Source organism: Pseudomonas sp. Pseusp9, assembly GCF_059491265.1.
In genome coordinates, this window is the sequence record NZ_CP168500.1 from 6072119 (window position 1) to 6098432 (window position 26314).

Consider the following 26314-nt stretch of genomic DNA (forward strand, 5'->3'; position numbering starts at 1 on the left):
TCCTCAAAGTGCATTTCGAATGTTGTTTTTGTTGTTCGAAGCCTTAAGCCGGGTGATTTAAGAGTGGCGGCTTCCCTCCTCACGCATCAGCGCCTGCAAGGTATCGAGCCGCGCACCGTCGAAGGCAATCACGGTGCCCTGCTCGAACACCCGGCGCGCCAGCCCGGTCAACACCGCACCGGGCGGCAGTTCGATCTGTAGACGTACCCCGCGTTCGTAAGCGCTTTGGACCGTGCCGCGCCAATCGACGATGCGGCACATGTTGAAGGCCAGGTCGTCACGCAAGGCTTCGGGCTTGATCAGCGGACGCGCACGACTGCCGCTCAGGTAACCGATTTTCGGTGTATGCAGCGGCACTTTGGCGAAGGCGTCGGCGAGTCGCTGCGCGGGGGCCTCAAGCAATGGGCAATGGGACGGCACGCTCACGGCCAGACGCTTGGCCAAGCCGGCTCCGCAACCTTTCGCCAGCTCGGCCACCGCCTTCATCGCCGCGTCGCTACCGGCAATCACCACCTGGTTTTCGGCGTTGATGTTGGCCAGATAAACCGGCATTTCCGTGCTGTGCACCTGGGCCAGCAACCCTTCCACGGTGGCCAGGTCCAGACCGATGATGGCGGTCATGCCGTAGCCCTGTGGATAAGCCTGCTGCATCAGCTCACCGCGCAGGCTGACCAGATGCAGCGCATCACTGAAACTCAAGGCACCGGCCACCACCGCGGCCGGGTAGGCGCCGATCGACAAGCCGGCCACATAGTCCGGGTTCATGCCCAGCTGGCGTGAAGCGGCGACGCCGGCGATCAGCAGGCAAAGCTGAACCGCCCTCGTCGACTGCAACGCCTCGGCAGAATCCAGCTGCGTCACCGCTTCACCGAGCAGGTCGCTCGCCTCGTTCAACGTTTCCCGAGGCAAACGCGCCAGCATGCCGGGTTGTTGCGCGCCTTGGCCGGGGAACACCAGCAAGCTGCTCAAGCCGCTTGCTCCTGTGGATTCCACGGATCGCTGACCAGGCTGGCTTGAGTGGCACTTTTCAACAGGACCCGCGACGAAGCACCGGCCCACTCGCGCAGGGCAACGGCGCCCGACGGTGTTTGCAATTGCAGGTCCACGCGGCACACGGCCGTGTCCAGGATCGCCACCAAGGCCTGCGCATCGGCACGACTCAACGGACGTGGCGTACGCAGGATCAGATCGAGATCGCTGCCCTCGTGCAATGCAGCAAATCCGCTGGCCAACTCGAACCCGGCACTGCCACTGACACCCCAGACCCAGCCACTGTCATCGAGGTGCGGGCGCAACTGCGCCAAGGCACGTAGTGCCGGGAAATCACGCTGGCCTTGAACATGGCACAGCGCTTCCGGCCGTACTTGCCGCGTGATGGCGGCGACTTCCATCTGTGCGGCAAATCGCTGTTCGCGCAACGGCCCGCGCACGCCCACCGCCACCTGCCCCACCGCGCTCAAGGCGCGACGGACCACCACCGGCTGGCCGGCACTGGTCGACTCGATCACCCACGCAGGCGCATCCGCAGGCAACTGCTGCGGGGTCATGCCCCACAGCAGGTCGTGAGCCAGAAGCGCATTCACCACTGCGCTCTCAGCAATTGGCGAACCTTGCTCGACGCCGCACGGTTGGCTGCACCAAGACGACCACTGAGATCCGTGCCCTTCTCGGCGATGTCACCCATTGCCTGACCCAGGCACTCGGTCACCCGCGCCAGATCCGCCGCAGTCGGCTGCTCGATCTGTTCCACCGACAAGGTTTCCCACAGCAGCCCGAGGCTGGCATAGCTGTCGATGTCATAGGCCATCGGCGGCACGCTGGCGGCGAAGGCTTCGAGTTCTTCAACGCTGCGCAAGGTCACCCTCGCTGCCGACGCCTTGCCCATGGCATGCACCATCACGCCCGGATCGCGCAGGGCGATCAAGCGATTGGCCTGATAGCCGTGGGCCAGAAACGCCCCGGACATGGCCTTGCCCACCAGCAAACCGATGACCGCATGGCCGGCCAGACGCGCACGGGCATAACTGTCCGCCGCAGCGGCCAGCGCCTGATGAATGCCAAGGGCTTCCTCACGTCGACCGTAAGCCTGGCTCGGCACGTCGACGATGGCGATCAGGGCGCGTTTTTGTGCCTTGTCCTGATCGGCGGCGATGACTTCATCCACGGCCTTGGCCAGCCCCCAGCCTTCGAGCAAACCCACTTCGCCGTTGCGTGCCCGGACGAAGCGGTTTTCGGGGTCAGCCACCACCGCGATGAAACGCACAGGCCGATCGCCCAGCGCACCGTCCGCGACCTTCAGCGAAACAGGCAAGCCCTCGACCGGTGTCGCCCCGGCACTCAAGGCGTTGAACCAGTTCAAACCACGCAGGGAATACGAACTCATGGGCGTTCTCCTTGGTACAGATCGCGAACCACCGACGGCTCGATTTGCGGTTCGGCATCCAGGCGCGCCAGGCGTTGCAGGAACAACCCGGCCTGACGGCTGCGGGGTTGCGCCGGCAAACCTTGCTTGAGCCATTCACCGACCTGCTGGCGGATCTGCGCCACGTCGTCCGCGACATAGCCGTCCGCCAGACCGCTGGCGAAGCGTTGCTCGCCACCGCTCAGGCTCCAGATGAAAGGCCGGTCGCGGGAGTCGTATTCCTCGAGCCCGGCTTCCTGCTCGATCACCTGCGGGCCGTTCAGGCCGAGTCGCGCTTCCTGGGTCACCAACAGGTAGCTGCACAACCCGGCTGCAATCGACATGCCGCCAAAGCAACCGACACTGCCCGCCACGACACCGACCACGGGTTGGTACTGCTGCAAGTCGACAATCGCCGCGTGGATATCGGCAATCGCCGCCAGGCCGAGGTTGGCTTCCTGCAACCGCACGCCGCCGGTTTCCAGCAGCAGCACGGCGCGGGTCGGGATGCCGTTGCGGTTGTCTTCGGCGGCCAGCTCTAGTGCGCCGGCAATTTTTGCTCCGCCGACTTCACCGAGGCTGCCGCCCTGGAACGCACCTTCGATGGCCGCGACCACCACGGGCAGGCCCGCGAGATTGCCCTTGGCGATCACCACGCCGTCGTCGGCTTGCGGGACCACGCCCTGGCGCTCGAGCCACGGCGACATGATGCGCTGGAACGGGTCGAGCAATTCGCGGAAGGTTCCGGCGTCGAGCAGGGCCCTGGCCCGTTGCCGGGCTCCGAGTTCGACGAAGCTGTGCTTGTTCAGCAAAGAGGCGCTGTCAGTCATGACCGATCTCCTCGAAGCCCTGTTCCAGGCGCAGGCGCACCACGCCCGGTGTCGCGCCGAAATCATGGATGTCGATGGCCATCGCCGGCGGCGTCTGGCCGTCGAACATCCGTGCGAACAGATGCTGCCAGCGTTGTTCGCTGCCATTGACCGAGGTCTGCACGTTGATCGTCAGCTTGCCGGCCTGACCCGGCTCGATCAGCACTTCCAGATCGCCCGAGCCGACACAGCCCACCAGCGTGCGGCCGCGTGGTGGCTGCCCGGCGGGGAACTCAAAGGATAAAGTTTCCATCAAAACACTTCCCTTCTTGAATGGCAGAGGATGAGGCCGTCGTCCGACTCGATACGGTCGATGAACAGGCAGGCTGCGAGCAGGTCCGCAGCACCGCCGGGCGAGGCATTCAACGCGATCAGTTGTTGGTCCAGTTCATACAGGCGGCGACGTCCGCCGAGGCTGGCACTGCCACCCGCATCGAGCACCGCCCGGGCGCCCCGCTGCATGGTGTTCAGCCCCTCTTCACCCGCGCGGTAAAGCACGCAGGTGTCGGCCAGATTGGTCATGATCGCCAACAGTGCATCGAGCCGGGCGTTTTGCTCGCCGTGACCTTCGTCGCGGCTGCGACGCAGTTGCGGCAGCGCACGCTGGATCACCGCCGGGAAGCCCAGTTGCGCTTCTTCACGGGCACCCCGTGCGCCGAAACGCTGGGCGACTTGGGCGCCGTGGCTCAGCGGGCGCGGCGCGTGACGGTCGTCGAGCAGCGACAGACGCGCGGCACGAATCGATACGCTGCTTGCAGCCGTGGACCTGGGGTCCAGTGCAACGGCCGTGACCAACAAGCCCAAGGCCCAGATCGCCCCGCGATGGGTGTTCACGCCACCGGTGGTGTCGAGCATTGCCTGCTCGCCTTCACGACCGATGCGGCCCACGGCCTCGCGCAGCGGCAATCCGACTTCGCCGAACTCGATGGCTGCTTCGGCCATTTCCTTGAAGGCCGACCACAAGGACAGCGCCGAAGCGTGCATCAGCCCCAGGTGCAAATCGGTGTGGGCGCCGTTGCCGCGACGGTCGACCAGTGCCGGTTTCGGCGACAGATCAGCCTCGTCGATCAGCGCGTCCACCGCGAGGTCCGCCAGCCGTTCGGCCAGGCTCAGGGTTTTGACTTGCAGGTTGAGTGCGTGCATTACCAGCTCCTGAACTTGGCGGGCGGGTTGTAGAGGCCACCGGACCATTCCACCAGATCGGCCACGCTTTTCGCCGCGAGCAGTTCGCGGGTGGCGTCGGTGCGGCGGATGCCGAGGTCTTCGGGCAAGGCGATCAGGCCTTCACGGCGCATGCGTGCAGTGTCCTTGGGGTTGTGACGCAGGCCGATGGCGGTCACCCCGGCGACGGCGGCGATCATCGCCTGGCGTTCTTCCAGCGAGCGCGCCTTGTACAGATAGGCGATGCCTTCTTCGGTCAACAGGTGCGTGACGTCGTCGCCATACACCATGATCGGTGCCAGGGGCATCCCGCTTTTCTTCGCCACATCAACCGCATCGAGGGTTTCAACGAAGGTCGGCTTGCCGCCCTCCTGGAAGGTCTCGACCATCTGCACCACGAGTTTTTTACCGCGTTCGAGCATCGGCTCGGCCACGTCGGTGTTGCGCATGTCGAGCCAGGCAGGCGTGCCGTGACGACGACCGCGCGGGTCGTGACCCATGTTCGGTGCACCGCCGAAACCGGCCAGGCGCCCGCGGGTGACGGTGGAGGAATGACCGTCGCCATCGACCTGCAACGTCGCGCCGATGAACAGGTCCACGGCGTATTGCCCGGCCAGTTGGCTGAACATCCGATTGGAACGCAGAGAGCCGTCGCGCCCGGTAAAGAACACATCCGGCCGCGCCGCAATGTAGTGCTCCATCCCCAGCTCGGTACCGAAGCAATGCACGCTTTCGACCCAGCCGCTTTCAATCGCCGGAATCAGGGTCGGGTGCGGGTTGAGCGTCCAGTTGCGGCAGATCTTGCCCTTGAGGCCGAGGGATTCGCCGTAGGTCGGCAGGATCAGTTCAATGGCCGCAGTGTTGAAACCGATGCCGTGGTTGAGGGACTGCACGTTGTGTTTTTCGTAGATCCCACGGATCGCCATCATCGCCATCAGCACGTGCACGGGCTTGATGTGCCGTGGGTCGCGGGTAAACAGCGGTTCGATGTAGAACGGCTTGTCGGCCACCACCACGAAGTCGACCCAGGAAGCGGGAATGTCTACGCGGGGCAGGTCGCTGACGTCGTCCACCAACTGGTTGACCTGGACGATGACGATGCCGTCGCTGAAGGCAGCCGGTTCGATCAGTGCCGGTGTGTCCTCGGTGCTCGGCCCGGTGTAGATGTTGCCGGCGCGGTCGGCCATGAACCCGGCCGACAACACGACGTTGGGAATCAGGTCCACCACCAGCCGTGCGTAGAGTTCGATGTAGGTGTGGATCGCGCCGATTTCCAGCAGACCATCTTCGAGCAACTGGCTGATGCGCAGGCTTTGGGTGCCGGCGAAAGAGAAGTCGAGCTTGCGGGCGATGCCGCGTTCGAACAGGTCCAGATGCTCGGCGCGGCCGACGCTGGGCATGATCATGTGCAGGTCATGCAGCTTCGCGGGGTCGGTCTTGGCCAGGGCACGCGAAAGGAAATCCGCCTGCTTCTGGTTGTTGCCTTCGAGCACCACACGGTCGCCGGGCAGGATCAACGCCTCCAGCGCCGCGACAATGTTGTCGGTGGGCAACACCACACCGTCGGCAAGACCTCGCACCAGCTCGAGGCGCCGCTGCTTTTCGCTGCGCCGCCGCGTCCATCGCGAGTCGGGGGATATTGTTGTTGTCATGACCACTCCACGGGTTCGCTGTCGTGGGGATCACCTTAGGAGTGTTGGGTGGGGGCATCAATCAAGCAGAGTGGTGGATCGTTACGCTCAGGGTAATGGTTGTCTGGAGTGACGCCTTCGCGAGCAGGCTCGCTCCCACAGGGGACCACATTCCAATGTGGGAGCGAGCCTGCTCGCGAAGGGGCCGGTCAGGTCAACCCGGCATTCACCAACAGCTCCTCCAGCGCCAGCAGATCCGGCACCTTGGCCACTTGCTCGCCCACCTGCACCGCCGCCTGCTCCAGCGGACACAACGGCACATCCACGTAGCTCAACTGGCTATCGAGCTTGCAGGAGCGCGGAATCCCCTGCACCAGCAGCGCGATGAATTTCAGCTCGGGTCGCCCGCCGAGTGTGTTGAGGATGACGATCCGCGCGCGTTCGCCGATGACGATTTTCTGCGCGCAGGCCGACTCGAAACTCAGCAGCGGAATCTGCCGGTCGCGCCATGCCACCAGACCCAGGTACCACGGCGGTGTGTCGAGGTCGAAAGTCCCCGGCTGCTGGTAATCGATCAGCTCGGCCACGGCAACGTTGGGCAGAATCAGGATGCGGTCGGCCAACGGCAGCAGCAGGCCGGTGAGGTTGCTGGTGCGGTGCTCAAGCATGGGTCTTGCTCCACAAGGCGATGCTTTCGAGCAGCACCGATTCCTGGTACGGCTTACCGAGGTAGTCGTTGACGCCGATGGCCATGGCGCGATCGCGGTGTTTCTGCCCTGTGCGCGAGGTGATCATGATGATCGGCAGGTGTTGCAGGCGTTCGTCATTGCGCACCTGGGTCGCGACTTCGAAGCCATCCATGCGTGGCATCTCGATGTCCAGCAGCATCAGGTCGGGCATGTGTTCTTCCAGCAGCAGCATGGCATCGACCCCGTCCTTGGCGGTCAGCACGTTCATGCCGTGACGTTCGAGCAAACGGCTGGTGACCTTGCGCACGGTGACCGAGTCGTCAACCACCATCACCAACAGCGGACGATGCGGTTCGGCCTCGACTTCCTGCCCCGCCGGACGCTGGGGAATACGCGCCTGCATGGCGCGGATCGGCGCCAGCAAATCCAGGATCAACACCACCCGGCCGTCCCCGAGAATCGTCGCCCCGGTCACCCCTTGCACCGCCGCAAACTGCGGCCCCAGGCTCTTGACCACGATCTCGCGAGTGCCGGCCATGGCATCCACGTGAACGGCGATATGCCGCTCGTTGCACTGCACCAGCAACACCGGCAATGGCAGGCTTTGGCCCAACAGTTTCGGGCGCGGACTGGTTTTCAGCAGCTCGCCCAGATAGCACAGCTCGTAACGTTGCCCGGCGTATTCGTAGGTTGGCGAATCGAAACGGAAATAGCCTTCGAGCTCGTTGGGCAGGACGCGAACGATGCCGTCGATGGTATTGAGCGGGATCGCGTATTGGTCCTCACCGCACTGCACCATCAGCGCCCGGTTGACCGATACGGTAAACGGCAGGCGAATGCGGAAATGCACGCCCTGCCCGGGCACCGAGTCGATGCTCATGGTGCCGCCCAGTTGCCGCACCTCTTCGTGCACCACGTCCATGCCGACGCCGCGACCGGAAATCTGGGTGATTTTCTCGGCGGTGGAAAACCCCGGTTGCAGGATGAATTGCAACACGTCGTGATCACTGATGACGCTGTCCGGGGCCAGCAAGCCGCGCTTGATCGCCTTGCGTCGCACCGCATCCAACGGCACACCGGCCCCGTCGTCGCGGATGTCGAAAATGATGTCGCCGCCTTCACGCAGCAGATCGAGGGTGATCTTGCCCTTGGCCGGTTTCCCCGCCGCCAGCCGCGCGTCGACGGACTCCAGGCCGTGGTCGACGGCGTTGCGCAGCATGTGTTCCAGCGGCGCGGCCATGCGTTCGAGGACGTTGCGATCCATCTCACCTTCGGCGTTATCGACGATGAAATCCACGTCCTTGCCCAGTTCGCTGGACACCTGCCGAACGATGCGCTGCAAACGCGGAAGCATGCGTTCGAACGGCACCATGCGCGTGCGCATCAGGCCTTCCTGCAATTCGGTGTTGATGCGGCCCTGCTGCTGCAACAGGTTTTCCGCATCCTGATTGCGGCGTTCGAGGGTTTCCTTGAGGTCGAGCAAGTCAGAGGCCGATTCGAACAGCGCCCGGGACAGTTGCTGCAACTGTGAGTGGCGGTCCATTTCCAGCGGGTCGAATTCTTCGTAGCCGGAACGTTCGGCGTCGACTTGCTGGCGGCTGAGGATACGCCCCTGGGTTTCGGTATCGAGGCGGCGCAACTGGTCGCGCATGCGCTCGATGGTGGTCTCCATCTCGTTCAAGGCAATGTGTGCATCGTTGACCTGTTGTTCGATTCGCCCCCGGAAAATCGAGGTCTCACCGGCCAGGTTGACCAAATCGTCGAGCAGCTCCGCCGAGACCTTGACCATGTCCGCACCAGCATCGGACGGCGGCGCCAGCGGCTCGGCCTTGGGCGTGGCCGGCGACGCAAGCGGCGCGGGTGTTTCAGGTTCGACCGGATGACTGAAGTTCTTGATCGCGTCGATCAAGCGGTCAGCGGGCGGCATGGGCTCACCGGCGCGGGCCGCGTCGAGCATCTGCGCCAGGCGGTCATGGCTGCGCTGCAACAGTGCGAACAACGGCTCCGTCGGTTGCAGCACGCCAGTGGACAAGCCTTCGTAGAGGAACTCCAGTTCATGGGCCAGATCGCCAATCGCGGCGATTTCCACCATGCGCGCACCGCCCTTGAGGGTGTGCAGGTCGCGCAGCAGGGTTTCCACTTCCTGGCGATTCGAAGGCTGGGCCTGCCAGCGCTCCAGCGCCGCGCCAGAGCTTTCGATGATGTCGAAACCTTCCTCGAGGAAAATCTCCAGCAATTCCGGATCGTGCGCAGCCGAGTCGCTGTCGATCGCTTGCCGGGCCGCCTCGGCGACACCCGCATGACCTTGGCGGTAGGCACGAATGGCTTCGATCAGCTCATTGGAATCGTGCAGTGGCTGGTTGAATTGCAACTGTTCAAGGTACAACGCCAGTCGGTCATGGCTCTGTTGCAGCAGCACTGCCAGCGAATCGCTGAAGGCGTAACGACGGTCCAGCAGGCCTTGGTAAAGGCTTTCCAGTTCATGGGCCAGATCGCCGACCGGTCCGATCTCGGCCATGCGTGCGCCACCTTTGAGGGTGTGCAAATCCCGTTGCAACGACGACAGCGGCGCCGCGTTGTCCGAGTCGTGCAACCAGCGCTGCAAGGCCTGACCGGCGCTTTCGAGGATATCCACCGCTTCTTCAAGGAAGATCGCAACGATCTCATCGTCCAGCTCGACCGCGCGATCCTTTGTAGGAGCGAGCTCGCTCGCGATGGGCGTTAACGATGACGCGTTGTCATTGGATAAGCGCGGCGCATCTGAGTCCATCGCGAGCGAGCTCGCTCCTACAGGGGGTAGCGTGCGCTCGAGTTCCTCGGTGGCAGAACCCAGTTCGCGGATGCTCAGGCTCCGGCTGCCATCGCTGCGGATCAAACCCATGGCCGACGGATCAAGGCCCTCGTCGAGCAGCTCGCGCAAGGCCCTGATCCTTTGCGGCTGCGGGCTGACTTCCTGGCCGGCGGCCAGTTCGTCGAACATGTTGATCAGCGCTTCGTGGGCATGCTGTGCTTCATGGAAAAACCGTTCGCTGACCGCAAGGCTGCTTTCTTCCACGGCTCCGTACAGGTCGAGCAACGCCTCGCACAACTCATCCACCGGGTGCAGGTCGGCCAGATGGGCGCCTTCGCCGAGGGTGGTCAACTCGTCCAGCAGCGCGCTGAGCTCCTGACGCTCGCCGGGGTGTTGCTGCCAACGCTGCAACAGGCTTTCGGCGTCCAGCAGGATGTCCATGCCCTGGGCGAGGAAGTTGTTGATCAGTTGCGGGTCGCGCTTGATCCGCAGCCCCGTGCTCGGTGTGCTCAGGAAGTTTTCCAGACGCTCGGCCAGCAGCACCCTGGCTCGCTCGGACAAACCCCGGGCGCCGGGAATTTCCGCCAGCGGATCTGTCTTGAGCTGGCGCAAACCAAGACGGAACAGTCCTTCGGCTTCCAGCAGCAATTCGACTTCATCCAGATCCAGCGTGATCAGGTGCGCCTTGTATTCCCGGGCCAGTTGATCCAGCGGTGCAGCCAGTTCGGCAATCGGCAACACACCGGCCATGGAGGCACTGCCCTTGAGGGTGTGCAAGGCGCGCTGCAATTCGTCGCTGGCCTGCAACGGCACATGTTCGGCGGCCTGATCAAGGAAGCGATTGAGGCTGCCCAAGTGGGTTTCGGCCTCTTTGCGAAAGATCTCCAGCAACAGCGGGTCGAGGGCGGCGACATCTTGCGTATCCTCATCGGACACCGGCTCCTCGCCCTTGGCCAGGGCATGGGCGCGGGCGGCCAACTGGTCGACATCGTTGCGCTGGCGCTGGGCATTGGCGGCGTATTCGGCCACCAGTTCCGGCAGCAGATGCAGCACATCACCGATCAGTTGCTGCACCGTAGCGCCCGGCTCCACGCTGCTTTCCAGTACGCGGTTGAGCAGGTTTTCCACGGCCCAGGCCAGCTCGCCCAGCACCAGGGCGCGCACCATGCGGCCACTGCCTTTGAGGGTATGGAAGGCGCGGCGCAGCTCACTCAGGGCCGAGCGGTTGTCAGGGTTGATCGACCAGCGTGGCAAGTACTCGCGCAGGATTTCCAGGACTTCGTCGGTTTCTTCGAGGAACACCTCGCGCAGCTCCTCGTCCACCGGTTCTTCGCCCGAGGGCGGCGGCAGCAGGCTGCCCGGGGTGTTCAGCGCGGGCGGGTTGAGGCTCGAAACCGGGCTGGCGAGTACATCGGCCAGGGTCTGGACGATCTGCGGATCATCCAGCTCCTGCATCATCTGCATGACCTGCGCTTCACTCGGGTTGAGCACATCATCCAGCACCGGCACATGCTGCTCACTGGGGAAGAACCCGAGGCTCGCCAGGCTTTTTTGCGCGATATCGAGCAGGTTTTCACCCTGCGCTTGCGGGTCGTCGCTGAGGCGCTCGAGGTAGTACTCGATGCTGGTGATCACGTCCGCCAGGCTGTCCAGTTCCTGCCAGCCCGGTTGACCCGGCTCGAGCAACAGGTGCTCGCGAATGAAGTGATTGCAGGTTTCGACCAGGCTCGCCGCGCGGCTCAGCGGTATCATCGCCAGCGCGCCGCGCACTTGGGTCAGCAAGGCCGGCAGCGCCTGCAAATGCTGGCGGTCCCAATCGGCGTCGATGTAGTCGACGATCATGTCCTTGGCCTGCTGCAAACAGATGCGGGCCTCCTTGATCACGATCTGGTGGATCTGCGTCAGGTCGGTGGTCGGCAGGCGGTTGTCGTCCTGGCTCTCCGGTTCCACGGTACCGACCATGCCGGCCAGCGTCGCTTCGACGTACAACAAGGCCCCGGCAACGTCCATGAGGATGGCATCGTTGGGTTCGCGCTGGCCCTGAGCGAGGCTGAGCACCACCGCCAATTGATCGATGATCACCTTGCGCGGCTGGCCGAAACCCAGGACCGCCAGGGTGTCGGCAATCTGCCGCAGCGGCGCCAGCAAGCTGTCGAGGTCGGAGGTGTGCTGGCGGTCACTGCGCACGAACAGATCCAGACGTTCCTTGACCCGCACCAGCTCTTCGCACAGCGCTGCCAGCACCGAGCGCATGGCGTCCCGGTCGGGACCGGCCAGCCGCGCGCGTTCTTCATCGACCATCGCGCTGTCGGGCAGCGCGTCGTCCAGTGAGTAGCGTTCTTTCATGGTCAGCATCTGCCCGGTGGGATGTTCGGCCTTGGCAATGTAGAACAGTAAACTCTTGAGCAGCTCCGGCGGGGCCGGCTGGTTGATGCCGTGCATGCCTTGTTCGAGCAGGCGCTTGAGTTCCTTGTCGGCATCCTTGAACAGGCTGCGCAAGGCCGGGCTGTTGGCAATCACACCGCCCTGCATGCCTTCGACCAGCGCCGATGCCACCTGCCACAACGGGCTCAGGGGCGCGTTGCCACACAGCGCTTCGAGGCGGGTAAAGACCTTGGCCAGGTAATCGAGGTTGGTGTCGTTGTCCTGCTCGCGCAGGAACCCGACCAACGCCAGTTGCAGCATTTGCCGCAGCTTGCGCAGTACATTGGGCAATTCGTCCGGTTCAAGCTGCGCCAGCGTTTGTGCGTTCAACGCCGGTAACTCGGGCAACAGCGGGCTGAACAGGCTGGTTTCCGACAGCAGGCTTTCGCCTCGGGCGCTGCGCAGGTCGTTGATCAGAGGCAACACCACCAGTGGCAAGTCGCGGCGCGCGCCTTGCACCCGGTCCAGATAAATCGGCAGTTGCCCAAGGGCCTGCATCAGCAGGTGCAGCGCCTCGTCGCGATGGCTGACACGGTTGCCCTGCAAGGCCATGGCCAGTTGTTCCATCTCTTCGGCGAGCAACGCCGCGCCGTAGAACTCGATCATCTGCAAACTGCCGTGGACCTGATGGATGCACGCCAGGCAAGAGTCCAGCGCATGCGTCGCCTGCGGGTCATCGAGCAGGTTTTCGATCGCGTGATGAGCCTGTTTCAGCGTTTCGGCAATTTCGCCCTTGACCCACTCGAGGGCCACATAGTCGTGCCGATCACCCATAACCACTCCAATCACAATTCAGATACCCATGGGCGGTTCAAGCTTTGTCCACAACCTGCGCCTTGGCATCCGGCAAGGTGAAACCGGACACCGAACGACGCAATTGACTGGCCATTTTCGCCAGGTTGCCAATGCTTTCGGCAGTGGCGGTGGAACCCGACGACGTCTGCGAGGTGATCTGCTGGATCACGTTCATCGTCAGGGAGATTTGACCGGCCGACGACGTCTGTTGTTGCGCCGCATTGGAAATACTCTGGATCAACGCCGCGAGCGTCTTGGAGACGCCTTCGATTTCTTCCAGGGCCACACCGGCATCCTGCGCCAGCCGGGCGCCGCGCACCACCTCGGTCGTGGTCTGCTCCATGGAGATGACCGCTTCGTTGGTGTCGGTCTGGATCGCCCGCACCAGGGTTTCGATCTGCCGGGTGGCGGCGGATGAACGCTCGGCCAGCCGCTGCACTTCATCGGCGACCACGGCGAAACCACGACCGGCGTCACCGGCCATGGACGCCTGGATGGCCGCGTTGAGGGCAAGTATGTTGGTCTGGTCGGCAATGTCATCGATCAGGCTGACAATATCGCCGATTTCCTGGGATGACTCGCCCAGGCGCTTGATGCGCTTGGCGGTGTCCTGAATCTGTTCGCGAATGTTGTCCATGCCGTGGATGGTGTTGTGCACCACCTCGTTGCCCTTGTTGGCGATTTCCACCGAGCGCTCGGCAACCGCCGACGATTCAGCCGCGTTGGCCGACACCTGGTCGATGGACTCGGCCATGTCGTTGATCGCCATGGAGGCCTCGGAAATCTGCTGGGCCTGATGCTCCGAAGCCTGGGCCAGATGCATGGCGGTGGCCTGGGTTTCCTGCACGGCGGCAGCAACCTGGCCGGCAGTGAGGTTGATGGTCGCGACCAGATCGCGCAACTGGTCGACGGAGTAATTGATCGAGTCGGCGATGGTGCCGGTAAAGTCTTCGGTCACCGAGGCCGTCACTGTGAGGTCGCCGTCGGCCAGGTCTTCGATCTCGTCGAGCAAGCGCATGATCGCATTCTGGTTGCGCTCGTTTTTCTCGGCGGTTTCACGTAACTGGCGATTGGTTTCGCGCACCATCACCATGCCAATCAGGATGATCGAGGCCAGCGCCAACAAGCCCAGCACGTAACCGCCTATGGTGTCGGTGGTGCGCCCGCCGACCATGTTTTCAAAACCGCTGGCCAGGTGCGAGGCTTCATCGAGCAAGGTTTGCGACAGGCTGAAAATGTTCGAGGCCGACTCGCGGACCTTCAACAATTCCGGCGAGGTTTCGAGGATCTCATCCACCGAGCCCGATACGAACTCGAACAGCTCGGAGATTTCCGCGAGCCGCGCACGGGCATCGCGGTCTTCGACCTGGCTGACCTTGAGCGCCGGGTCGCCCTGGAGCATGCCGTTGAGCACCTTGCCGAACTGCGTCGCGTCACGTCCGAACGCATCGGCAGCCTGCTGTGAGTTTTCGTCGCCGGCCAACACTGTATTGACCGCGCCAAGGATCCGCTCGGCCAGCAGCGATTGACGCTGGGCCATCGCCACCTGGGCCGCCGGGGCGCCCCGCTGCAGGAGAATCTCGACGACTTTTTCGTACTCGACCTGCAACTGCGGCACGGTTTCGGCCAGGGTTGCGGCGACCTGATGCAGCGACAGTACGGTTTGCTCGCTGGAGAGAATCGCGTCGGTGTTTTTCAGCAGGCGTTCCCAGTCCTGTTGCACCGCGCGCATCTCTGGACGCACGGTGGCGGGGGCAGGCGGCAGGCCGGTGGCCGGGTCGCCCTTTTTCAGATAACCCCAGCGCTGGGCAAAATCGTTGCGCGCATCACTGAGCAACTTGAACGCGGCAGCCTTGCCGGCGGCGGCTTCGGTGGCGTTCTTGGCGATACGCTGGGACAGCACGCGCAGTTCGCCGGCGTGGCCGATGTACTGTTTGTCGTAGGTAGCCTGGGTGTTGAGGTAGGCGAAGTTGGCGAACAGCAGCATGATGAAGACGATCAGCGCGATGAACAGCACGATAATCTGCGACCTGCTGCGCGACCCTTCCATTGGCTTGCCTGCTTTTGCTTTTATCATCGCTCCTCGCCTGTTAACCCACACCCTTGATGTCTACTGAGGTCCGCATCTGTGGGAGCGAGCCTGCTCGCGAAAGCGATGCACCAGTCGACACTCATATTGGCAGTTCGACCGCCTTCGCGAGCAGGCTCGCTCCCACATTGGATCTGTGTTGTTCCTGTCACACCGCGACGTTCATGAACCCCTGAGACTGCGTCAATGCAAACAGGCTGAACACCTGCCAGCACTGCTCGCGCTGAAACCGGCCTTTGACAAACGTCGCCATCGTCCCCTTCAGTTCACCTGCCGGCACCGGCTCCAGGCTGTCCTGGACAAAGTGCTGAAGGCCGAAGACTTCATCGACCAGCAACCCGGCGAACACCTCTTCATGTTCCACCACCAACACCCGCCGCTGACGGCGCACCGCCGAAAGCTCGTGCCCGAAGAAGCCGCACAAGTCCATGACCGGCAGCAAACGCCCGCGCAGGTTGGCGACGCCCTTGACCCAGGGTTTGACCCCCGGTAGCTGAGTGAGGCGCGGCTCGTGCAAGACTTCGCTGACTTCGCTCATGGGTGCGACATACCAGTGTTCGCCCAAGCGAAAACCGATACCGCTCCAGCTGTCCCGCCGGGCCAGCTGGGACGGCAAGTCCGCTGCCAGCAACCGACAGCGCTGGTCGATTTGCAGCAGCAGTTCGAATGCCGTCAGCGACTCGTTCATGGCCTGACGATCAACCGGCCAGCACGTTGTTCAGGGTCTTGATCAGGGTGTCTTCATCGACCGGTTTGGTCAGGTAGTCCCTGGCGCCCTGGCGCGTGCCCCAGACCTTGTCGGTTTCCTGATCCTTGGTGGTGATGATGATCACCGGGATATGCCCGGTTTCCGGGTCCTTGGTCAGCTGGCGGGTCGCCTGGAAGCCGTTGAGGCCGGGCATGACAATGTCCATCAGGACCGCATCGGGCTTTTCCTGGCGGGCCAGGGCCACGCCGTCGGCGCCGTTTTCGGCTTTCAACACTTCATGGCCGTGCTTTTCCAGCATGCCGGTCAGTTTGTACATTTCGGTCGGCGAATCATCGACGATCAGAATACGTGCCATGGTTTTCCCCATTTTCTTGTCGACGCCGGGCCCGATGACCGAGCGTCACTGTGCGTGTCCTACTGCGGCAAAACGGCGGCGAAACCAGGAACATGGGCCTGGATCGCATCAAGCAATTCTTCCTTGCTGAATGGCTTGGTCAAAAACTGGTCGGAGCCGACGATGCGCCCCTTGGCCTTGTCGAACAGCCCGTCCTTGGACGACAGCATGATCACCGGCGTGGACTTGAACGCGCTGTTGTTCTTGATCAGGGCGCAGGTCTGGTAGCCATCCAGGCGCGGCATCATGATGTCGACGAAGATGATGCCTGGATGGTTGTCGGCAATCTTGGCCAGGGCATCAAAACCGTCGACGGCCGTGATGACCTCACAACCCACGTTCCTGAGCAGCGTTTCGGCGGTGCGACGGATCGTTTTCGAATCGTCGATCACCATGACCTTCAAGGCGCTGGGGTGCCGTTCCATAAAATGCTCTACCGTCGCCTTTGCGAAACAAATTGTCCGTTTGCCGGTTAACTCGGCTCGAAACCCTTGAAGTTCAAGGGCCAGCACGACATGGCAGCCTTTTTAGCACAGTCTCCAGAACCAATCTATCAGCCGGCCTGCAAGGTGGTTTTTCCTTGACCGGGAACACACTCGGCGCCACTCTGACGCCACTTTTATACGCTGATCTTTTGTAGGAGCGAGCTCGCTCGCGATGGTCGTCAACGATGACGCGCATTCGCTGGATGAGCGCGGCGCTCTGAAGTCCATCGCGAGCAAGCTCGCTCCTACAAGTCGCCATAGCCCCCAAATTTCGAGGAAACACCCATGAGCGTTCGCGTCGGGATTGTCATGGACCCTATCGCCAGCATTTCCTATAAAAAGGATAGCTCGCTGGCCATGCTGCTGGCCGCGCAGAAGCGTGGCTGGGAGCTGTTCTACATGGAGCAGCGCGACCTGTATCAGGGCGAAGGCCAGGCGCGGGCGCGGATGCGTCCGCTGCAGGTATTCGCCAACCCGGAAAAATGGTTCGAACTGGGCGCTGAAAGCGATGCGTTGCTGAGTGATCTGGACGTGATCCTGATGCGCAAGGATCCACCGTTCGACATGGAGTTCGTCTACTCCACTTATTTGCTGGAACAAGCCGAGCGCGCTGGCGTGCTGGTGGTCAACAAGCCGCAAAGCCTGCGCGACTGCAACGAAAAGCTGTTCGCCACCCTGTTCCCGCAATGCACGCCACCGACCGTGGTCAGCCGCCGCGCCGACGTACTGCGTGAGTTCGCCGCCAAACATGGCGATGTCATCCTCAAGCCGCTGGACGGCATGGGCGGCACTTCGATTTTCCGTCACCGCGCGGGCGACCCGAACCTGTCGGTTATCCTCGAAACCCTCACCGCCCTCGGCGCCCAGCAGATCATGGGCCAGGCCTACCTGCCAGCGATCAAGGACGGCGACAAGCGCATCCTGATGATCGACGGCGAGCCTGTGGATTATTGCCTGGCGCGGATTCCGGCCCAGGGCGAAACCCGCGGCAACCTGGCCGCCGGTGGCCGTGGCGAAGCCCGACCGCTGACCGACAAGGACCGCTGGATCGCCGCACAAGTCGGCCCGACCCTGCGTGAAAAAGGCCTGCTGTTCGTTGGCCTGGATGTGATCGGCGAGCACCTGACCGAGATCAACGTCACCAGCCCGACCTGCATTCGCGAGATCGACAATGCGTTTGGCACGGACATCGGCGGCCTGTTGATGGACGCCATCGATCAGAAGCTCAAGGCACGTTGATTAGCCAAACCAACATTGCGTTATCATGCGCGGCCTGTAAAAACGCGATGTTGGTTTCCTTGTCATGACACTCCCGTCCGATCTGCCTGCCGAACTCGCCCACCGTGGCGTGCGCCCGGCCGATCGCCTCGGTTTTACCCTGTTTCTGGCAGCGCTGATCCACCTGGCCTTGCTGCTGGGTGTCGGGTTTGCGGTGGTTGAGCCCAAACAGATCAGCAAAACCCTGGAAATCACCCTCGCCACCTTCAAAAGCGAAAAGAAGCCTGAGAAAGCCGATTTCCTGGCCCAGGAGAATCAGCAAGGCAGCGGCACCCTGGATAAAAAGGCGATTCCCAAGACCACCGAAGTCGCGCCCTTCCAGGACAACAAGGTACAGAAAGTCACGCCACCGCCGGCCGCAAAGCCTGACGTGCAGGAAGCGCCACCGAAGGCGGCCGTGACCACCGTGGCGCCGAAGCCGAAAAAAGCCCCCGCCAAAACCGAGGAGCCCAAGACCGAGGTCAAACCCCAGGTCCAGGCGCCGACGTTCGACAGCGAGCAGCTGTCCAGCGACATCGCCAGCCTCGAAGCGGAACTGGCCGCCGAACAACAGCTGTACGCCAAGCGCCCGCGTATTCACCGCCTGAGCGCGGCCTCGACCATGCGCGACAAGGGCGCCTGGTACAAGGACGAATGGCGCAAGAAAGTCGAGCGCATCGGCAACCTCAACTACCCCGACGAAGCGCGGCGCAAACAGATCTACGGCAATTTGCGCCTGATGGTCTCGATCAATCGCGACGGTTCGCTGTATGAAGTGCTGGTGCTGGAATCTTCCGGCCAGCCGCTGCTGGACCAGGCCGCACAGCGAATTGTCCGGCTGGCAGCACCATTCGCACCGTTTACCGGGGATTTGTCGGATGTTGACCGGCTGGAGATCATCCGCACCTGGAAATTTGCCCGCGGCGATCGCCTCTCAAGCAACTGACCACCACAAATCCCTGTGGGAGCGAGCCTGCTCGCGAATGCGGTGTGTCAGGCAACATTTATGTCACTGGCACGCCCTCTTCGCGAGCAGGCTCGCTCCCACATCTGATCCCGGTTGATTACAGGTTTACAGCATTTCCTGTGCATCCCCAGCTTGTCAGTTCGCCCCCCGAACGCCACACTAGCGCACATGAAAAACGTCAGCCCCAGCTACCTCAAGCATCAATTCCTGATCGCCATGCCGCACATGGCCGACCCGAACTTTGCGCACACCTTGACCTACATCGTCGAGCACACGGCCAATGGTGCCATGGGGCTGGTGGTCAACCGCCCGCAAGAGCTGAACCTGGCCGATATCCTCGAGCAATTACGCCCGGATATCGAGCCGCCGGCGCTCTGCCAGCATGTGCCGATCTTTATCGGTGGCCCGGTACAGACCGATCGCGGTTTTGTCCTGCACCCATCGGGCAAGACTTTCCAGGCAACCGTTGATCTGGAAGACGACCTGTCCCTGTCGACCACCCAGGACATACTGTTCGCCATCGCTGACGGCGTTGGCCCGGAAAAAAGCCTGATTGCCCTCGGCTATGCCGGTTGGGAAGCCGGGCAACTGGAGGCCGAACTGGCGCAGAACGCCTGGCTGACCTGCCCGTTTGACGCCGACATCCTGTTCAACACCAGCAGCGAGCTGCGCCTGGAAGCGGCGGCCAAACACCTTGGCATCAACCTCAGCCTGCTCACCAGCCAGGCGGGGCACGCCTGATGGCCCTGCGGCTGATTCTCGGATTCGACTACGGCACCAAGCAGATCGGCGTTGCGGTCGGCCAGGTGGTTACCGGCCAGGCCCGCGAGCTGTGCACCCTCAAAGCGCAGAACGGCATTCCGGACTGGAACCAGCTCGAAGCGCTCATCAAAGAGTGGAAACCCGATGCCGTGGTAGTCGGCCTGCCGTTGAACATGGACGGCACGCCCAGCGACATGTGCGCCCGCGCGGAAAAGTTCGCCCGGCGCCTGAACGGACGCTTCAATCTGCCCTTTTATACCCACGATGAACGCCTGACCACCTTCGAGGCCAAGGGCGAACGCCTGGCTCGTGGCGGCCAGAAAGGCAGTTACCGCGATAACCCGGTGGATGCCATCGCTGCCGCCCTGCTGCTGCAAGGCTGGCTCGACGAGAATGGCGCACTGTTCGAATCCTGAAGAGCCGCTGCGCGTCTCTATTAGCTACAACCCGAGCCACCAGCAGCACAACCGGCCCGGGCCCAAGAAGGAGCAACCATGAGCCTGCCAAATCCCGCCGAACTGATCAGCCAGATGGCGACCCGACTTGACGCTTATCTGGCCAAACGAGGCATTAGCGACCCGCGTTTTATCGGCATCCGTACCGGTGGCGTCTGGGTGGCCCAGGCCCTGCTCAAGGAACTGGGCAGCAGGGAGCCCCTCGGCACCCTGGACGTGTCCTTCTACCGCGACGATTTCAGCCAGAGCGGCCTGCACCCGCAGGTTCGCCCATCGGCGCTGCCGTTCGAGATCGAAGGCCAGCACCTGGTGCTGATCGACGACGTGCTGATGAGCGGCCGGACCATCCGCGCCGCCATGAACGAACTGTTCGACTACGGCCGCCCGGCCAGCGTGACGCTGGTGTGCCTGCTGGATCTGGACGCCGGCGAGCTGCCGATCCGCCCGAACGTGGTTGGCGCCACCCTGTCGCTGGCGCCCCACGAACGGGTAAAGCTGTCCGGCCCGGAACTCGCGCTCGAACTGCAAGACCTCGCCCTTTAATTCGCCCTATTGAGAGTCCCCCTTGCGATGACGCCTCTAGAAACCAAGCGCCCGCTGCAGCTCAATGATCAGGGCCAGCTGCGCCACTTCCTCTCGCTCGACGGCTTGCGCCGCGAGCTGCTGACGGAAATCCTCGACACCGCCGACTCCTTCCTTGAAGTCGGCGCCCGGGCCGTGAAAAAAGTCCCGTTGCTGCGCGGCAAGACCGTGTGCAACGTGTTCTTCGAGAACTCGACCCGCACCCGCACCACCTTCGAACTGGCGGCCCAGCGGCTCTCGGCGGACGTGATCACCCTCAACGTGTCCACGTCGTCGGCGAGCAAGGGCGAAACCCTGCTCGACACCCTGCGCAACCTTGAAGCCATGGCCGCCGACATGTTCGTCGTGCGCCACGGTGATTCCGGTGCCGCGCACTTCATCGCCGAACACGTTTGCCCGCAAGTGGCGATCATCAACGGCGGCGACGGCCGGCACGCGCACCCGACCCAGGGCATGCTCGACATGCTGACCATCCGCCGGCACAAGGGCGGTTTCGAAAACCTTTCGGTGGCCATCGTCGGCGACATCCTGCATTCGCGGGTCGCGCGCTCGAACATGCTGGCCCTGAAAACCCTTGGTTGCCCGGACATCCGCGTGATCGCGCCAAAGACCCTGCTGCCGATCGGCATCGAGCAATACGGCGTAAAGGTCTACACCGACATGGCCGAAGGCCTGAAAGACGTCGACGTGGTGATCATGTTGCGCCTGCAGCGTGAACGCATGACCGGCGGCCTGTTGCCGAGCGAAGGCGAGTTCTACCGCCTGTTCGGCCTGACCACTGCGCGCCTGGCCGGCGCCAAGCCCGATGCCATCGTGATGCACCCGGGGCCGATCAACCGTGGCGTGGAAATCGAGTCGGCAGTTGCCGACGGCCCGCACTCGGTGATTCTCAATCAGGTGACCTACGGGATCGCCATTCGTATGGCGGTACTGTCCATGGCCATGAGCGGGCAGACTGCGCAACGCCAATTCGAGCAGGAGAACGCCCAGTGAAGCTCAGCATTCTCGGTGCCCGCGTGATCGATCCGGCCAGTGGCCTGGATCAAGTGACCGATATCCACATTGAAGCCTGCAAAGTCGTCGCCCTTGGTGCTGCGCCAGCCGGTTTTGTCGCCGTCGACACCATTGACGCCAAAGGCCTGGTGGCCGCCCCCGGCCTGGTCGACCTCAACGTTGCCCTGCGCGAACCGGGTTACAGCCGCAAAGGCTCGATTGTCAGCGAAACCCGCGCGGCGGCGGCTGGCGGCGTGACCAGCCTGTGCTGCCCGCCGAAGACCAAGCCGGTGCTGGACACCTCCGCAGTGGCCGAACTGATCCTCGACCGCGCCCGCGAGGCCGGCAACACCAAAGTCTTCCCGATTGGCGCCCTGAGCAAAGGCCTGGACGGTGAACAGCTGGCAGAGCTGGTTGCACTGCGAGATGCCGGTTGCGTGGCCTTCGGCAATGGCCTGGAAAGTTTCCGCAATACCCGAACCCTGTGCCGGGCGCTGGAATACGCGGCGACTTTCGACCTGACAGTGATTTTCAACTCCCAGGATCACGACCTGGCCGAGGGCGGCCTGGCTCACGAAGGCCCTACCGCCAGCTTCCTCGGCTTGCCGGGCATTCCGGAAACCGCTGAAACCGTGGCCCTGGCCCGGGACCTGCTGCTGGTCGAACAGACCGGTGTGCGCGCACACTTCAGCCAGCTCACCAGCGCCCGCGGCGTAGCCCTGATCGCTCAGGCCCAGGCCCGCGGCTTGAAGGTCACGGCGGATGTCGCGCTGTACCAGTTGATCCTGACTGATGAAGCGCTGATCGATTTCAGCAGCCTGTATCACGTCCAGCCACCGCTACGTACCCGCGCCGACCGCGAGGGCCTGCGTGCAGCGGTGAAATCGGGCGTGGTCTCGGCCATCTCCAGTCATCATCAACCCCACGAGCGTGACGCCAAACTGGCACCGTTCGGCGCGACCGAGCCGGGCATCAGCAGCGTCGAACTGCTGTTGCCACTGGCAATGACCCTGGTCGAGGACGGCTTGCTGGACCTGCCGACGCTACTGAAACGCCTGAGCGTCGGCCCCGCCGAGGCCTTGCGCCTGCCGGCAGGCAAACTGGCGGTGGGTGGTGCGGCGGACATCGTGCTGTTCGACCCGATGGCCTCGACCGTGGCGGGTGAAAGCTGGTTGTCCAAAGGCGAAAACTGCCCGTTCATTGGCCACAGTTTGCCGGGTGTGGTGCGTTACACCCTGGTGGATGGCCGCATTAGCCACCAGGCTTAAGACTGCGTCGCCTGCATTCGCGAGCAGGCTCGCTCCCACAGGATTGGCGAACAGCCGCAGATTTGTGAGTCACTACAAATCCACTGTGGGAGCGAACCTGCTCGCGAAGACTTACTGAAGGATGCGGCAACTCTGTGCGTTACGCGCGGAAACCTGGCCATTCAACGTCCAGAATTCATAGAACCCTCCTGCCCCTCCTCCACTGCCTTTCCCCAAACAACATATCCGCTTCAAGAATACTTCTACAAACGATAACGGATAAAACCACCAAAAAAACAGAAAATACTGACTTCTCTTCATCTGTAGGAAAAGAACTTCGCAACATACAGAAACACCCTACAAAGTTACTGAATGCAGATTCAATACCCATCATTTAGTATAAAAACAGCACAAGGAAAATCAGGCAGACTTACAGTTAACCTTGAGTTCAACTGGGGAGCCTATGCGACTTCAGACTGACAGGGAGCCGGTGAAGTCTTCATCACCAACGACGGGCAAACTAACTCACTGCCACTGTGCGTTGGTCCCGTTATTTCCTCAGCCGAAATGGATATGCTGCATGATTGGCCAAAATGAAAAAAGTGGTATAAAAACCCTTACTTATGAGCTTCCGCACTCAGGAAGAGCCCACATGAAGACTCTCTACAAACACCTGAACTACATCTACCCTTTACTTTTAGCGATCACTTCCAGCGTAGCAATATTTACCATAGAAAGAAATTTGAGCGCAGGTGTTTACGACATAGATCGAGACTCAATCGGAATACCAGTAGGCGCAATCCTGATTGCGGGCTTAGTGTTATTCATATTTCACCTAATGCAAATATTTTTATACAGAAAAGCCCGCCACACCAATTCAACCTTGATAAAAATATCAGCATTAATAGTTGCAATTGCATCGCTTGCGATTCTCGCCGACAGCATAAATTACTGGGCCATCCCAAACCACTTCATCATTTCAATCTTATACAGCTTCAGCACAATGGCATTTTTAACGCTTCAGCTTCAATTACTGAAAGCATTTCAGTAACCACTCATAGGCTGTAATTCAAGCGGGCAGATAGCTGGACCAGTCACCAAAAGTAAAAACCTGCGGCGAGGGGGCCTACCCCTCGCCGCAGAAATCAGCGACTCTGTGCGTTACGCACGGAAACCTGGTCATTCAACGTCCAGAAGTCATACAGCACGCCAATGAAGAACAACCCGCCCGTCAGCAGGTACAGCAGCCCGCTGATCCATTTCCCCTGATACATCCGGTGCACGCCAAATACCCCGAGAAACGTCAGCAGAATCCACGCCACGTTGTATTCGATCGGCCCGGCGGTGAACCTCAGGTCCGCTTCACGGTCCATGGACGGGATCAGGAAAACGTCGATCAGCCAGCCGATGCCCAGCAAGCCGAAGGTGAAGAACCAGATCGTCCCGGTCACCGGCTTGCCGTAATAGAAGCGGTGAGCGCCGGTAAATCCGAAAATCCACAGCAGGTAACCGATCACTTTGCTGTGGGTGTCTTGCTGCTGGACTGTCTGTTGATAGGGGTTCATGAATGACCTCGATTCGTGCGATAGATAAATATTCTTGAATTTTTTGTGACTTTTTTACAGGCACCCGACGTATGGCAGGTGCTACCTTCACTCCCGTCAAAGCCTTGTAACACCTGACTTGTGTCGGACAATTGCGCCAAATTGCCGCTATTTTGCCGCCATTGCCCCCCAGATTGAATCGACCAACGGCCTCGGAGGCGGCAAAAAAGCTGTTATAAAGTTGCGCGCTAACTTATTAAGAGCCTTGCCTAATGCGTTCATTTTTCAAGACATGGCTAACCATTTGCCTTTTGATGCCACTGGCCGCCCACGCCACCAATCGTGAGCAACGTCTTCCTAACGTTAATGGTTACACCCCCAAATCCCACGTTTCTGCCCCTACGAGCAAAAACAAAAAATCCGCTAAACATGCTCCGACCCTGGCCAGCGACAAAAGCGGCCTGGTTCCACCGATGGGCACCAAGGACAGCAGCAACGTACTGAGCCGCGCTGTAAACGTCCTTGGCACTCCCTATCGTTGGGGCGGCAGCAGCCCAAGCAAGGGCTTCGATTGCAGCGGCCTGGTGAAATACGCGTTCAATGACGCCACGTTCGACCTGCCACGCACCTCCAACGCCATGGCCAGCGGTCATGGGGAGAAAGTCGATCGCGACGACCTGAAGCCGGGCGACCTGATTTTCTTCAACATCAAGAGCCGTCGGGTCAATCACGTTGCCATTTACCTGGGCAACGACCGCTTCATCCACGCGCCACGTCGTGGCAAGTCGGTGAGCATCGACACTTTGAAGAAACCGTACTGGGAAAACCACTACGTGGTTGCCAAGCGGGTTCTGCCGAAAGAGCCGAATCAGTTGCGTGTGGTTCAGCGCTGATTTCAGTGTCCTGAACCCGTATCGAACATGATGACCCCATCGCGAGCAGGCTCGCTCCCACAGGATTGATGCAGTCCATGTGGGAGCGAGCCTGCTCGCGATGGCGTCCTTGAAAGCGCCAATTTCCTCTCAAATCCCATCCGGTGACCGCGCCTTCTCCTGCGCATGCTCACGACTGACCAGGCCCCTGGCCACCAAGCCCTTCAAGCTCATATCCAGCGTCTGCATTCCCAACGCCCCTCCCGACTGAATCGCCGAATACATCTGCGCCACCTTGTCCTCGCGGATCAGGTTCCGGATCGCCGACGTCCCCAGCATGATCTCGTGGGCCGCGATACGCCCGCCACCGACCTTCTTCACCAGCGTCTGGGACACCACCGCCAGCAGCGACTCGGAGAGCATCGAGCGCACCATCGACTTCTCGTCCCCCGGAAACACGTCGACCACCCGGTCGATGGTTTTCGCCGCCGACGTGGTGTGCAGCGTGCCGAACACCAGATGGCCGGTTTCAGCGGCGGTCAGCGCCAGGCGAATGGTTTCCAGATCGCGCATCTCCCCCACCAGAATCACATCCGGATCTTCTCGCAGCGCCGAACGCAATGCGGTGGCGAAACTACGGGTATCGCGATGAACTTCACGCTGATTGATCAGGCATTTGCGCGACTCGTGAACGAACTCGATAGGGTCCTCGATGGTGAGGATGTGATGATGTCGATGGGTATTGAGGTAATCGATCATCGCCGCCAGCGTGGTGGATTTGCCGGAACCGGTCGGGCCGGTCACCAGCACCAGGCCACGGGGAGCGTCGGTCATCTTGCGAAACACTTCTCCCATGCCCAGTTCGTCCATGCTCTGCACTTTTGCCGGGATGGTGCGAAACACTGCGCCCGCACCACGGTTCTGATTAAACGCATTGACCCGAAAACGCGCCACACCGGGTACTTCAAAGGAGAAGTCGATTTCCAGATGTTTCTCAAAGTCCATGCGTTGGGCGTCATTCATGATGGAGAAGACCAGCGCCTGTACCTGCTGGTGGTCCATGGCCGGCAGGTTGATGCGTCGCACATCGCCATCCACCCGAATCATCGGCGGCAGGCCGGCGGACAAGTGCAGGTCTGATGCGCCCTGTTTTGCGCTGAACGCCAGCAGTTCGGTGATATCCATTGCGCCCCTCAA

24 protein-coding genes are annotated in these 26314 nt (G+C 61.7%); 9 read left to right on the plus strand and 15 right to left on the minus strand.

Translation table 11 applies throughout. From position 1 onward, the window contains the following. Window positions 1-57 precede the first annotated feature (57 nt). The 13 genes from mdcH to pilG all read right to left on the minus strand — a co-directional run bounded on the left by mdcH (window position 58) and on the right by pilG (window position 16378). A complete protein-coding gene (gene mdcH, locus ACEN8E_RS27715) occupies window positions 58-969 on the minus strand; it encodes a malonate decarboxylase subunit epsilon (RefSeq protein ID WP_495590601.1) in 912 nt (303 codons plus the stop codon). Then, a complete protein-coding gene (locus tag ACEN8E_RS27720) occupies window positions 966-1586 on the minus strand; it encodes a malonate decarboxylase holo-ACP synthase (protein WP_495590602.1) in 621 nt (206 codons plus the stop codon). Before ACEN8E_RS27720 ends, mdcH begins: the two co-directional genes overlap by 4 nt. Beyond that, on the minus strand, window positions 1580-2383 hold the full coding sequence (mdcE, locus tag ACEN8E_RS27725; protein WP_495590603.1) for a biotin-independent malonate decarboxylase subunit gamma: 804 nt from the start codon (window positions 2381-2383) through the stop codon (window positions 1580-1582). Before mdcE ends, ACEN8E_RS27720 begins: the two co-directional genes overlap by 7 nt. Further along, window positions 2380-3231 carry a biotin-independent malonate decarboxylase subunit beta gene (locus ACEN8E_RS27730; RefSeq protein ID WP_495590604.1) on the minus strand — a complete coding sequence of 284 codons (852 nt, stop codon included), beginning with the start codon at window positions 3229-3231 and terminating at the stop codon, window positions 2380-2382. The genes mdcE and ACEN8E_RS27730 overlap by 4 nt, the downstream gene beginning before the upstream one ends. Further along, entirely contained in the window at window positions 3224-3523 is a 300-nt protein-coding gene (locus tag ACEN8E_RS27735) for a malonate decarboxylase subunit delta (protein WP_008001147.1), read from the minus strand. The genes ACEN8E_RS27730 and ACEN8E_RS27735 overlap by 8 nt, the downstream gene beginning before the upstream one ends. Next, the gene (locus ACEN8E_RS27740; protein ID WP_495590605.1) at window positions 3523-4413 is read right to left on the minus strand and encodes a triphosphoribosyl-dephospho-CoA synthase; all 891 of its coding nucleotides are present in this window, start codon (window positions 4411-4413) and stop codon (window positions 3523-3525) included. Before ACEN8E_RS27740 ends, ACEN8E_RS27735 begins: the two co-directional genes overlap by 1 nt. Beyond that, window positions 4413-6083 carry a malonate decarboxylase subunit alpha gene (gene mdcA, locus ACEN8E_RS27745; RefSeq protein ID WP_495590606.1) on the minus strand — a complete coding sequence of 557 codons (1671 nt, stop codon included), beginning with the start codon at window positions 6081-6083 and terminating at the stop codon, window positions 4413-4415. The genes ACEN8E_RS27740 and mdcA overlap by 1 nt, the downstream gene beginning before the upstream one ends. A 188-nt stretch (window positions 6084-6271) precedes the next feature. Continuing rightward, on the minus strand, window positions 6272-6730 hold the full coding sequence (locus tag ACEN8E_RS27750) for a chemotaxis protein CheW (protein ID WP_495590607.1): 459 nt from the start codon (window positions 6728-6730) through the stop codon (window positions 6272-6274). Then, window positions 6723-12740 carry an Hpt domain-containing protein gene (locus tag ACEN8E_RS27755; protein WP_495590608.1) on the minus strand — a complete coding sequence of 2006 codons (6018 nt, stop codon included), beginning with the start codon at window positions 12738-12740 and terminating at the stop codon, window positions 6723-6725. The genes ACEN8E_RS27750 and ACEN8E_RS27755 overlap by 8 nt, the downstream gene beginning before the upstream one ends. Window positions 12741-12777: 37 nt before the next feature. After that, window positions 12778-14838 (minus strand): methyl-accepting chemotaxis protein, encoded by a 2061-nt coding sequence (locus tag ACEN8E_RS27760; protein WP_413703879.1) that lies wholly within the window; start codon window positions 14836-14838, stop codon window positions 12778-12780. 160 nt (window positions 14839-14998) lie between these two features. Further along, window positions 14999-15538 carry a chemotaxis protein CheW gene (locus tag ACEN8E_RS27765; protein WP_495590609.1) on the minus strand — a complete coding sequence of 180 codons (540 nt, stop codon included), beginning with the start codon at window positions 15536-15538 and terminating at the stop codon, window positions 14999-15001. Window positions 15539-15548: 10 nt separating this feature from the next. After that, window positions 15549-15914, minus strand: coding sequence for a twitching motility response regulator PilH (gene pilH, locus ACEN8E_RS27770; RefSeq protein WP_007987790.1), 366 nt, complete (start codon window positions 15912-15914; stop codon window positions 15549-15551). Window positions 15915-15973: 59 nt separating this feature from the next. Beyond that, window positions 15974-16378, minus strand: coding sequence for a twitching motility response regulator PilG (gene pilG / locus ACEN8E_RS27775; protein ID WP_495590610.1), 405 nt, complete (start codon window positions 16376-16378; stop codon window positions 15974-15976). 345 nt (window positions 16379-16723) lie between these two features. On the opposite strand from pilG, the gene gshB reads away from it, so the two are divergent. The 8 genes from gshB to ACEN8E_RS27815 all read left to right on the plus strand — a co-directional run bounded on the left by gshB (window position 16724) and on the right by ACEN8E_RS27815 (window position 23752). Further along, window positions 16724-17677, plus strand: coding sequence for a glutathione synthase (gshB, locus tag ACEN8E_RS27780; RefSeq protein WP_347909569.1), 954 nt, complete (start codon window positions 16724-16726; stop codon window positions 17675-17677). Between the two features lie 64 nt (window positions 17678-17741). Further along, entirely contained in the window at window positions 17742-18641 is a 900-nt protein-coding gene (locus ACEN8E_RS27785; protein WP_008019950.1) for an energy transducer TonB, read from the plus strand. Between the two features lie 189 nt (window positions 18642-18830). Next, window positions 18831-19403 (plus strand): YqgE/AlgH family protein, encoded by a 573-nt coding sequence (locus tag ACEN8E_RS27790; protein ID WP_043302493.1) that lies wholly within the window; start codon window positions 18831-18833, stop codon window positions 19401-19403. Beyond that, window positions 19403-19840 carry a Holliday junction resolvase RuvX gene (gene ruvX / locus ACEN8E_RS27795; protein WP_008019952.1) on the plus strand — a complete coding sequence of 146 codons (438 nt, stop codon included), beginning with the start codon at window positions 19403-19405 and terminating at the stop codon, window positions 19838-19840. The genes ACEN8E_RS27790 and ruvX overlap by 1 nt, the downstream gene beginning before the upstream one ends. Before the next feature lie 78 nt (window positions 19841-19918). Then, window positions 19919-20422 (plus strand): bifunctional pyr operon transcriptional regulator/uracil phosphoribosyltransferase PyrR, encoded by a 504-nt coding sequence (gene pyrR / locus ACEN8E_RS27800; RefSeq protein WP_495590611.1) that lies wholly within the window; start codon window positions 19919-19921, stop codon window positions 20420-20422. 27 nt (window positions 20423-20449) lie between these two features. Continuing rightward, the gene (locus ACEN8E_RS27805; RefSeq protein WP_495590612.1) at window positions 20450-21454 is read left to right on the plus strand and encodes an aspartate carbamoyltransferase catalytic subunit; all 1005 of its coding nucleotides are present in this window, start codon (window positions 20450-20452) and stop codon (window positions 21452-21454) included. Then, on the plus strand, window positions 21451-22722 hold the full coding sequence (locus ACEN8E_RS27810) for a dihydroorotase (RefSeq protein ID WP_495590613.1): 1272 nt from the start codon (window positions 21451-21453) through the stop codon (window positions 22720-22722). Before ACEN8E_RS27805 ends, ACEN8E_RS27810 begins: the two co-directional genes overlap by 4 nt. 631 nt (window positions 22723-23353) lie before the next feature. After that, window positions 23354-23752, plus strand: coding sequence for a hypothetical protein (locus ACEN8E_RS27815; protein WP_495590614.1), 399 nt, complete (start codon window positions 23354-23356; stop codon window positions 23750-23752). A gap of 94 nt (window positions 23753-23846) precedes the next feature. Here the strand turns inward: ACEN8E_RS27815 and ACEN8E_RS27820 are convergent, their stop codons facing one another. Next, window positions 23847-24266 (minus strand): NINE protein, encoded by a 420-nt coding sequence (locus tag ACEN8E_RS27820; RefSeq protein ID WP_429366869.1) that lies wholly within the window; start codon window positions 24264-24266, stop codon window positions 23847-23849. A 251-nt stretch (window positions 24267-24517) separates the two neighbouring features. On the opposite strand from ACEN8E_RS27820, the gene ACEN8E_RS27825 reads away from it, so the two are divergent. Next, entirely contained in the window at window positions 24518-25138 is a 621-nt protein-coding gene (locus ACEN8E_RS27825) for a C40 family peptidase (protein ID WP_495590615.1), read from the plus strand. A 129-nt stretch (window positions 25139-25267) separates the two neighbouring features. Here the strand turns inward: ACEN8E_RS27825 and ACEN8E_RS27830 are convergent, their stop codons facing one another. Then, the gene (locus tag ACEN8E_RS27830; protein WP_495590616.1) at window positions 25268-26302 is read right to left on the minus strand and encodes a type IV pilus twitching motility protein PilT; all 1035 of its coding nucleotides are present in this window, start codon (window positions 26300-26302) and stop codon (window positions 25268-25270) included. Between the last annotated feature and the right edge of the window lie 12 nt (window positions 26303-26314).

Bases quoted from the DNA above. Each gene is read 5' to 3' on its own strand.
- ACEN8E_RS27805 (WP_495590612.1), top strand. From the start codon at position 20,450: ATGACGCCTCTAGAAACCAAGCGCCCGCTGCAGCTCAATGATCAGGGC.
- pilH (WP_007987790.1), bottom strand. From the start codon at position 15,914: ATGGCACGTATTCTGATCGTCGATGATTCGCCGACCGAAATGTACAAA.
- ACEN8E_RS27740 (WP_495590605.1), bottom strand. From the start codon at position 4,413: ATGCACGCACTCAACCTGCAAGTCAAAACCCTGAGCCTGGCCGAACGG.
- ACEN8E_RS27760 (WP_413703879.1), bottom strand. From the start codon at position 14,838: ATGATAAAAGCAAAAGCAGGCAAGCCAATGGAAGGGTCGCGCAGCAGG.
- ACEN8E_RS27785 (WP_008019950.1), top strand. From the start codon at position 17,742: ATGACACTCCCGTCCGATCTGCCTGCCGAACTCGCCCACCGTGGCGTG.
- ACEN8E_RS27755 (WP_495590608.1), bottom strand. From the start codon at position 12,740: ATGGGTGATCGGCACGACTATGTGGCCCTCGAGTGGGTCAAGGGCGAA.
- ruvX (WP_008019952.1), top strand. From the start codon at position 19,403: ATGGCCCTGCGGCTGATTCTCGGATTCGACTACGGCACCAAGCAGATC.
- mdcE (WP_495590603.1), bottom strand. From the start codon at position 2,383: ATGAGTTCGTATTCCCTGCGTGGTTTGAACTGGTTCAACGCCTTGAGT.
- ACEN8E_RS27735 (WP_008001147.1), bottom strand. From the start codon at position 3,523: ATGGAAACTTTATCCTTTGAGTTCCCCGCCGGGCAGCCACCACGCGGC.
- ACEN8E_RS27730 (WP_495590604.1), bottom strand. From the start codon at position 3,231: ATGACTGACAGCGCCTCTTTGCTGAACAAGCACAGCTTCGTCGAACTC.
- ACEN8E_RS27830 (WP_495590616.1), bottom strand. From the start codon at position 26,302: ATGGATATCACCGAACTGCTGGCGTTCAGCGCAAAACAGGGCGCATCA.
- gshB (WP_347909569.1), top strand. From the start codon at position 16,724: ATGAGCGTTCGCGTCGGGATTGTCATGGACCCTATCGCCAGCATTTCC.
- ACEN8E_RS27820 (WP_429366869.1), bottom strand. From the start codon at position 24,266: ATGAACCCCTATCAACAGACAGTCCAGCAGCAAGACACCCACAGCAAA.
- pyrR (WP_495590611.1), top strand. From the start codon at position 19,919: ATGAGCCTGCCAAATCCCGCCGAACTGATCAGCCAGATGGCGACCCGA.
- ACEN8E_RS27825 (WP_495590615.1), top strand. From the start codon at position 24,518: ATGCGTTCATTTTTCAAGACATGGCTAACCATTTGCCTTTTGATGCCA.
- ACEN8E_RS27790 (WP_043302493.1), top strand. From the start codon at position 18,831: ATGAAAAACGTCAGCCCCAGCTACCTCAAGCATCAATTCCTGATCGCC.
- ACEN8E_RS27815 (WP_495590614.1), top strand. From the start codon at position 23,354: ATGAAGACTCTCTACAAACACCTGAACTACATCTACCCTTTACTTTTA.
- ACEN8E_RS27750 (WP_495590607.1), bottom strand. From the start codon at position 6,730: ATGCTTGAGCACCGCACCAGCAACCTCACCGGCCTGCTGCTGCCGTTG.
- ACEN8E_RS27765 (WP_495590609.1), bottom strand. From the start codon at position 15,538: ATGAACGAGTCGCTGACGGCATTCGAACTGCTGCTGCAAATCGACCAG.
- pilG (WP_495590610.1), bottom strand. From the start codon at position 16,378: ATGGAACGGCACCCCAGCGCCTTGAAGGTCATGGTGATCGACGATTCG.
- mdcA (WP_495590606.1), bottom strand. From the start codon at position 6,083: ATGACAACAACAATATCCCCCGACTCGCGATGGACGCGGCGGCGCAGC.